Origin of the sequence: Spirulina sp. 06S082 (assembly GCF_034932145.1) — a bacterium.
GTDB lineage: Bacteria > Cyanobacteriota > Cyanobacteriia > Cyanobacteriales > Spirulinaceae > CCY15215.
Genome location: NZ_JAYGHV010000015.1, coordinates 20212 through 27421, shown reverse-complemented (window position 1 = coordinate 27421; position 7210 = coordinate 20212). Strand labels below are relative to the sequence as shown.

General features: G+C 45.5%; 10 protein-coding genes. 7 read left to right on the top strand and 3 right to left on the bottom strand.

What is annotated here, in order from left to right; translation table 11 throughout:
* Window positions 1-513: DUF4351 domain-containing protein (locus VB714_RS02800; protein WP_323220954.1), on the top strand; the 513-nt coding region annotated here is incomplete at its 5' end.
* A 22-nt stretch (window positions 514-535) separates the two neighbouring features.
* Here the strand turns inward: VB714_RS02800 and VB714_RS02795 are convergent.
* On the bottom strand, window positions 536-1009 hold the full coding sequence (locus VB714_RS02795) for a DUF948 domain-containing protein (protein WP_323220952.1): 474 nt from the start codon (window positions 1007-1009) through the stop codon (window positions 536-538).
* A 57-nt stretch (window positions 1010-1066) separates the two neighbouring features.
* The gene (locus VB714_RS02790; RefSeq protein WP_323220950.1) at window positions 1067-1417 is read right to left on the bottom strand and encodes a YtxH domain-containing protein; all 351 of its coding nucleotides are present in this window, start codon (window positions 1415-1417) and stop codon (window positions 1067-1069) included.
* A 154-nt stretch (window positions 1418-1571) separates the two neighbouring features.
* On the opposite strand from VB714_RS02790, the gene VB714_RS02785 reads away from it, so the two are divergent.
* The 5 genes from VB714_RS02785 to VB714_RS02765 all read left to right on the top strand — a co-directional run bounded on the left by VB714_RS02785 (window position 1572) and on the right by VB714_RS02765 (window position 4612).
* Complete coding sequence (locus VB714_RS02785; protein WP_323220948.1) at window positions 1572-2453, top strand: polysaccharide deacetylase family protein; 882 nt, start codon at window positions 1572-1574, stop codon at window positions 2451-2453.
* Window positions 2454-2582: 129 nt separating this feature from the next.
* Window positions 2583-2807 carry a hypothetical protein gene (locus tag VB714_RS02780; protein ID WP_323220946.1) on the top strand — a complete coding sequence of 75 codons (225 nt, stop codon included), beginning with the start codon at window positions 2583-2585 and terminating at the stop codon, window positions 2805-2807.
* Window positions 2808-2865: 58 nt separating this feature from the next.
* Window positions 2866-3117 (top strand): 30S ribosomal protein S16, encoded by a 252-nt coding sequence (gene rpsP / locus VB714_RS02775; protein WP_204102475.1) that lies wholly within the window; start codon window positions 2866-2868, stop codon window positions 3115-3117.
* A complete protein-coding gene (locus VB714_RS02770; protein WP_323220943.1) occupies window positions 3110-3634 on the top strand; it encodes a KH domain-containing protein in 525 nt (174 codons plus the stop codon). The genes rpsP and VB714_RS02770 overlap by 8 nt, the downstream gene beginning before the upstream one ends.
* A 33-nt stretch (window positions 3635-3667) precedes the next feature.
* Window positions 3668-4612 (top strand): PhoH family protein, encoded by a 945-nt coding sequence (locus VB714_RS02765; RefSeq protein ID WP_323220941.1) that lies wholly within the window; start codon window positions 3668-3670, stop codon window positions 4610-4612.
* A gap of 35 nt (window positions 4613-4647) precedes the next feature.
* On the opposite strand, the gene gcvH is transcribed toward VB714_RS02765, so the two are convergent.
* Complete coding sequence (gene gcvH, locus VB714_RS02760) at window positions 4648-5040, bottom strand: glycine cleavage system protein GcvH (protein WP_323220939.1); 393 nt, start codon at window positions 5038-5040, stop codon at window positions 4648-4650.
* 275 nt (window positions 5041-5315) lie between these two features.
* On the opposite strand from gcvH, the gene pyk reads away from it, so the two are divergent.
* A complete protein-coding gene (gene pyk / locus VB714_RS02755; protein WP_323220938.1) occupies window positions 5316-7205 on the top strand; it encodes a pyruvate kinase in 1890 nt (629 codons plus the stop codon).
* Window positions 7206-7210 lie beyond the last annotated feature (5 nt).

The following is a 7210-nucleotide window of genomic DNA, read 5'->3' as shown; positions in this document are numbered from 1 at the left end:
GCACTTATGTCCAAAAGGAATATCGCCACCGAAGATAGGCCAAGAGTCAAGGTAGAATGCTTGCGACTGTTAGCAACATTACGCCTCGATCCAGCACGAATGCAACTGATTTCCGGTTTTGTGGACAGTTATTTAAAATTAAACGAGTCCGAAAATCGTCTATTTGTCGAACAAATTGCTACAATTAAACCAGAGGAAAAGGAGGAAGTTATGCAAATTGTCACCAGTTGGATGGAAGAAGGAATCGAGATAGGTCGCCAAGAAGGTCGCCAAGAAGGTCGCCAAGAAGGCCGCCAAGAAAGTTTGGTGCAGTTAATTTTACGTCAACTTGCGTGGCGATTTGGCCAATTAGCACCCGACATAGAAGAACGAATTTCGGGCTTAAATATCTCCCAGTTGGAAGTCTTGGGATTAGAAATGTTAGCCTTTGAAAATTTGGACAATTTAAGAGTTTGGTTGACAAAAATTGAACAAAAAACTGATGAATTGGATAGCGATCGCGCCGAGGATTAAAAACCTCTTTCAGAGCTTACTTTTATTTTTTCTCATCTTCAGAAGAACGAGTTAGACGAAAATCGCGGCGATCGTCAGATTCCAAAGAAGGTTTAGGAGAAGGCAGTCGGCGATCGGTAGGCACTCTTGTACTAGAACGATTGAGAGTTTGCCAAGCAGCTTGTACTCCCGCGATCGCGCTTTGGGTCTTCACCCCGACATTTTTGGCTTGCTGTCGTGCCGAACCTAAACTCTCGTCCACCTGTTTGACGACTCCACTGGCACTATTTACCCCCTCATTAATATCATCTGTCAGTTCGCTAATTTCCAAACCTGTCAGGCGAATTGCGTCTAAAGTGGGAGGAAATTCCCGTCGCAAGGTATCAAATAACTTTTCTGCACTTCGTGCTGCCCTTGCTATTTCTCGAAATGCAGGCAAAGCAGCGATTAAAACTGCCGTTAAACTGACGGCAACCAATAAAAGAGAAAGGCCGAGCCAAAATAAAGGATCGAGCATTGAGATCAATAATTCATTGTCAATTTTAATTATCAAGTATTAATGGTTTTACAACCATTACAGATGATTATCGGAATCGGGGCTAGAGGACTCTACTGTAACATTGCGCGGTTGTGCCAACTCCTCTGCTTTAAGCTGACTGGCTTCCATACCAGCCGCGATCGCGTCTTTCAAGCGCAGGAGGGTTTCCTCCCAACTCTGTACCGCAGACTCCGACAGGCGATCGGCTTGCAATTGAATCGTCGCGGATAAATCTTCAGCTAATTCCGGTAGGGCATCCGCAGATTTTTTGAGAATTTGTCGGGTTTCTCGACCGGAACGAGGAGCAACCAAAATCCCGACAACAGCACCGATCGCGCTACCGATCAGCACGCCACCCAAAAACGCTCCAGTACTCTTGTTTGACATAGATTAGGGGGGATAAAGAACAAAGTCAGTAGTTCTGAGGGCAACATCCCACAACCTACCATTTAAAACCTAACATTACATTGCATTGCCAGAGAATGCCAGTTAATGCTAGGGTTAGCCTTAGCGCGATCCGTTATTTAAAATAGAAATTAAGATGAAAAATTTTAAAAAAATTGGTTTATCTAAAACATATTTCGGTCTGGCGATCGCAATAGCTCTAAGTTTGGCGATCGCCAAAATAATTATTGATTCAATGTCATTCAAAATTCCTATTTTTGGGTTTCATAGTATCTTTGATAGAACTAATCCAGAAAAGTTACCTTCTCGCGCTTCCTACCTCGATTATCCAGTTCAAGATTTAGAACAAGTTCTCAAATATTTAATTCAAGAGGAATATTGGTTTTTATCATCCCAAGATTTATATGACTATTTTCTAACCAAAACAAAAACAATTCCTCAAAAATATGTTGGCAAACGTCCGGTGATGTTAACATTTGATGATGGTTATGAAAATATTCATGCTTTTGTTTTACCGCTTTTAGAAAAATTGGCAAAACAATATAATATCAGAATCCCTATTGTTTTATTTTTAAATCCGGCTTTTATGGAACGAGAAAAACCCGATCGCAAAGATAAATACCTCAACTGCGATCGAGTTAAAGATGGGTTCAAAAAGGGGTTTTATGATGTACAATCTGCCGGGGTCAATCATACCCATTTAACTAAGCTAGAAATCTCAGAACTCGAGAAGGAACTTTTAGAGTCTCAACGAAAACTACAAGAATGTATTGCAGAGCCAACTTTAAATCCCACAGTGTCTTTACACTTTGCTTATCCTTATAATCGCATCAATAGAAGAGTTAAATTTTATACTTCTAAATACTATCAATCTGGATATTTATATAACGATGAAATCTATAAACTTAATTTTTGGCAAAATCATTATAAAATCTCCCGTTTGGCTGTTTTCCGTAATGATTCTCCCCAAAAACTGATCGATCGCGCTCGTCAAGCATCTAAAATTACTGCTCAATAAAAAAAATACATCCGGGAGTCAGCTTTCCCCTTCGTAAACCCCTCGGGACTAGACCGGTCAACTCAAGCGGTCTCACCACTATACGTCTCCTACATTTCTCCGAAATCAAACCGGGAGAGACGTATAGTGGTGAATGACCGTACAGTAACGACCGGGCTAGTGAAGCACGATCTGACTCAGCGCAAGGACAGCGATACACTGCCCGGATTGCAAGGTTTTTCACCAAACTCGCAGATGTATTTTCTTTTGAGTGGCGATCGCCTGCGATCGCCTCATGAGGTTCATTATAGCAATCTTGAAGGAATCGTCAAGATAATTGAGAAAAAAGACTTTTATAAGAGTGCTTGCATTTAACATTGGGAGTATGTCAGAATCGGAACAGAGATTGTAAGCAAAGTAGTGTTATTTTAAGATGATTAAGCTGCGACTAAAGCGATACGGCAAGAAGAGAGAAGTTAGCTACCGAATTGTAGCCATGAACAGCCGCGACCGTCGAGACGGCCGCCCCCTTGAGGAACTGGGATTTTATAACCCCCGCACTGACGAAACTCGCTTGAACGTTCCAGCGATCGTGAAGCGACTCAAACAAGGCGCTCAACCTACCGATACAGTTCGTAATATTTTCAAGAAAGCCCAAGTTTTCGAGCAAGTGAAGGATGCCTGAATCAATTACATTTTCCCCGTCTTCTTCTCCATCTTCTTCTCCATCCTCTTCCTCAACTACGTCCTCTCAACCCAATTATGAAGAATTAGCTCGGTTTTTAATTGAACCCCTATTAGAATCGCCAGAGTCTCTTAGCATTCACTGTGAAATCGCTCGGAGCAATCAACGAGTCCTAATTCGCGTGGCTTTTGCAGAAGAAGAACAAGGACGAGTATTTGGTCGCGGAGGACGTAATATTGATGCGATTAGAGCAACGCTAGAGGCGGCGGCGATCGCCTCGGGACAGTCTGCTCGACTAGAAATTTTCGGCGTTCGCGAGAATAGCCGTGAATTTAACTCCTACGATCGCAATAATAATAGTTCGCGATTTCAAAATGACGAAAATGGCGATCGGCGCGGATTTAAAAAACCCTCTATTCCCCGTCCTTCCATACCTTCCCGTCGCCCTTCTTTTCGACGCAGGCGCTCTAGCGGCGAAAGTCGGGGAAACTGGCGACCGGGTAATAGCGATTGGTAATTAGGGTGATATTTAGGGTTGCAATTAAATAGAGTGAGGACAGAAACCCTACAATTTCCCAGTAATGAAAGCGCGATCGCCCTAGCCGGAACCGGAGAGGAGAATCTCAAGCTCCTCTCCCGTCATACCGGGGTGCAGTTAACCTTGCGAGGGCGAGATGTAACACTTTCGGGAGCGCCGAAAGCAGTAGAGCGCTGCTTACAGGTTCTGCACTCCCTTGCGCCCTACTGGAAAGAAGAAAAGCCCATCAGCAGCCCCGATATCTTAACGGCATTTCATGCAGTGGATACAGGACAGACGGACGAGTATAAAGACCTGCAAAAAAATGTTTTGGCCGTTACCCGTAAAGGAGAAACGATCAGAGCAAAAACCTTTCGCCAACGCCAGTATGTCAAGGCCATTCAAACCCATGATATTACCTTTGGCATCGGTCCGGCGGGAACGGGTAAAACATTTTTAGCCGCCGTGCTGGCCGTCCAAGCACTGCTCAATGATGAATGCGATCGCATTATCCTCACCCGTCCCGCCGTTGAAGCGGGGGAAAAATTAGGGTTTTTGCCTGGGGACTTGCAGCAAAAGGTTAATCCTTTTTTGCGTCCTCTTTATGATTCCCTTTACGAATTTATCGAACCCGCGAAAATTCCCGATTTAATGGAACGGGGAAAAATTGAAATTGCTCCCCTCGCCTATATGCGCGGGCGAACCCTGAGCCATGCTTTTGTGATTGTCGATGAAGCCCAAAATGCAACCCCGGCACAGTTAAAAATGGTGTTAACCCGTTTGGGTTTTCGCGCTCGCATGGTCGTGACCGGAGATATCACCCAAACCGATCTACCCAACTCTCAAGATTCTGGGTTAGTTGTGACCCAAAGAATTCTCAAAAACGTTGAGGGAATTGCTTTTTGTCATCTTTCCTCTGCTGATGTCGTGCGGCATCCTCTCGTCCAGAGAATTGTAGCAGCCTACGAAAGACAATAAAATATCCCCCTCAAAAAGGGGGACAAAATCTGCATCTAGTCCTCACCTTCAACTTGCGCTCGGTATTCCGTCGCGTCGATCGTTTCCAACTCTTCATCGGGATCGTCAAGGCGAATTTTGAGTAACCACCCTTCTCCGTAAGGATCTTCCGCGATCGCCTCGGGGGACTCGAGTAGGGGTTCATTGCGATCGATAACGGTACCAGAAACAGGAGAAGCAAGGTCTTCAACGGCTTTCACCGATTCAATCGAGCCAAAATTTCCACCCATTTCCACCGCATCCCCCACTTCGGGTAATTCTAAAAAAACAATATCCCCTAATTGGTCAACGGCAAAAGCAGTAATGCCCACGGTCGCGATTTCACCATCCAAACGCACGTATTCGTGACTGTCAAGATACTTAAGGTCTTCAGGATATTCAAAAGCCATCTAAAATCTACCTCTATATGAAAAGGTCAGAAAAATTGCTGTAATTCACGTTAATTATTCTGATTTTCCCTAGAATATAAGGGATTGCGACGCAGCGTAAACAAGTATATTTTTACCATTCAATTATAAAAATATTCTCTAGCGATCGCCAGCAAAAAGAAAATCTAAAAGACAACTTCCTAAACTTATCTGCAAAAACGGACTTTCGCGAGACAATAGGAGATTATAATGCAAACCTTACCGCCCTGCCGAACCCCGTTTATTGTTTCCCGATCATGCAATTGTCCCCCTACTCAACCGATTCTCCCCCTTTTTCGTCTTCCTTGACGGAAACCTCTCCAGAGCGATCGCCTGCGAACTTGCAAAACCCTTTATCTCGTCCCTTTTCCAGGCGCACAAAAATCGTAGCGACGGTGGGGCCTGCAACCCTCAAACCCGATGTTCTCCGGCGCTTGATTGAAGCTGGAGCCACCACCCTACGCCTGAATTTTTCCCACGGAACCCACGACGATCACCACCGCGCCATTCGCCTCATCCGTCAACTGGCTTTTGAATTGGATCGACCGGTGGGTATTCTCCAAGATTTACAGGGACCGAAAATTCGCCTCGGTAAATTCGAGTCGGGATCTGTACAATTGGCCAAAGGCGATCGCTTTATTCTCACCAGTCATCCCGTTTCCTGCGATCGCGAAATTGCCTTCGTGAGTTATCAAGGGCTGACAGATGAAGTTCCTGCTGGAGCTACCATTCTCCTGGATGATGGCAAGGTGGAAATGGTCGTAGAGAGCGTCGATCGCGAAAATAAGCAACTACATTGTCGCGTAGTCGTAGCGGGTAAGCTCTCCAATAACAAAGGAGTTAACTTTCCCAATGTTTCTCTCTCCGTCAGCGCCCTAACGGAAAAAGATCGCAAAGATTTAATGTTTGGTTTGGATCGGGGGGTGGACTGGGTAGCCTTGAGCTTTGTGCAACGCCCTCAAGATATTTTAGAAATTAAAGACTTGATCGCCAGCGCCGGAAAATCCGTCCCCGTGGTGGCTAAAATCGAAAAACACGAGGCGATCGAGCAGATGGAGGCAATTCTTTCCCTCTGCGATGGGGTAATGGTCGCTCGAGGGGATTTAGGGGTAGAATTGCCCGCAGAACAGGTTCCCATGTTGCAAAAACGCCTGATCTCCATGGCCAATCAATTGGGCATTCCCGTAATTACCGCAACCCAAATGCTCGATAGCATGGTCAATAATCCCCGTCCCACCCGTGCTGAGGTGTCTGATGTGGCTAATGCTATTCTTGACGGTACCGATGCGGTTATGCTCTCCAATGAGACTGCTGTGGGCAATTATCCCGTTGAAGCTGTGATGACCATGGCCAGAATTGCCAATTGTGTCGAACCGCAGATGTTTAGCGATCGCGATTTGGACAATACTGCGCGATCGATTCCCAATGCTATCTCTGGGGCGGTCAGTCATATCGCCAAGCAACTCGATGCGGCAGCAATTATGACTTTAACCAAAACCGGGGCAACCGCCCGCAATGTCTCGAAATTTCGCCCCCGCACCCCCATTCTTGCGGTTACTCCTCATGTAGATGTCGCCAGGCAATTACAAATGGTTTGGGGAGTCAAGCCTTTATTAATTTTAGATTTGCCCTCCACCAGCCAAACATTTCAAGCCGCCATTAATGTTGCCCAAGAAAAGAATTTACTGTTTGATGGGGATATTGTCATTCTCACGGCAGGGACTTTACAAGGGGTTGCTGGCTCTACGGATTTAATTAAAGTGGAGGTAGTAACGGCAATTTTAGGGAAAGGGATCGGCATTGGCGAAAGGACGGTGACGGGACGCGCCCGAGTTGTGCGAGATGCCAAAGATGTCGCCAATTTTAGTCAAGATGATATTCTTGTCGCGACAGCAACCAATGCAGACTATGTAGAAGCAATTCGCAAAGCGGCGGGAATTATTACGGAAGAGTCGAGTTTAACCAGCCATGCAGCCGTTATTGGTCTGCGTTTGGGGACTCCGGCGATCGTTGGCTTAAAAAATGCCACAGAGGTGATTCGAGAAGGAGCCATTTTAACCCTCGACTCTCAGCGAGGTTTGGTTTATTCTGGAATGCGACCGGAACATCAAGGACACAGTGTTGATATCAAAGTTCCGGTAATGTAGTTGAT

Bases quoted from the DNA above. Each gene is read 5' to 3' on its own strand.
- VB714_RS02795 (WP_323220952.1), bottom strand. From the start codon at position 1,009: ATGCTCGATCCTTTATTTTGGCTCGGCCTTTCTCTTTTATTGGTTGCC.
- VB714_RS02790 (WP_323220950.1), bottom strand. From the start codon at position 1,417: ATGTCAAACAAGAGTACTGGAGCGTTTTTGGGTGGCGTGCTGATCGGT.
- VB714_RS02785 (WP_323220948.1), top strand. From the start codon at position 1,572: ATGAAAAATTTTAAAAAAATTGGTTTATCTAAAACATATTTCGGTCTG.
- rpsP (WP_204102475.1), top strand. From the start codon at position 2,866: ATGATTAAGCTGCGACTAAAGCGATACGGCAAGAAGAGAGAAGTTAGC.
- VB714_RS02770 (WP_323220943.1), top strand. From the start codon at position 3,110: ATGCCTGAATCAATTACATTTTCCCCGTCTTCTTCTCCATCTTCTTCT.
- gcvH (WP_323220939.1), bottom strand. From the start codon at position 5,040: ATGGCTTTTGAATATCCTGAAGACCTTAAGTATCTTGACAGTCACGAA.
- pyk (WP_323220938.1), top strand. From the start codon at position 5,316: ATGCAATTGTCCCCCTACTCAACCGATTCTCCCCCTTTTTCGTCTTCC.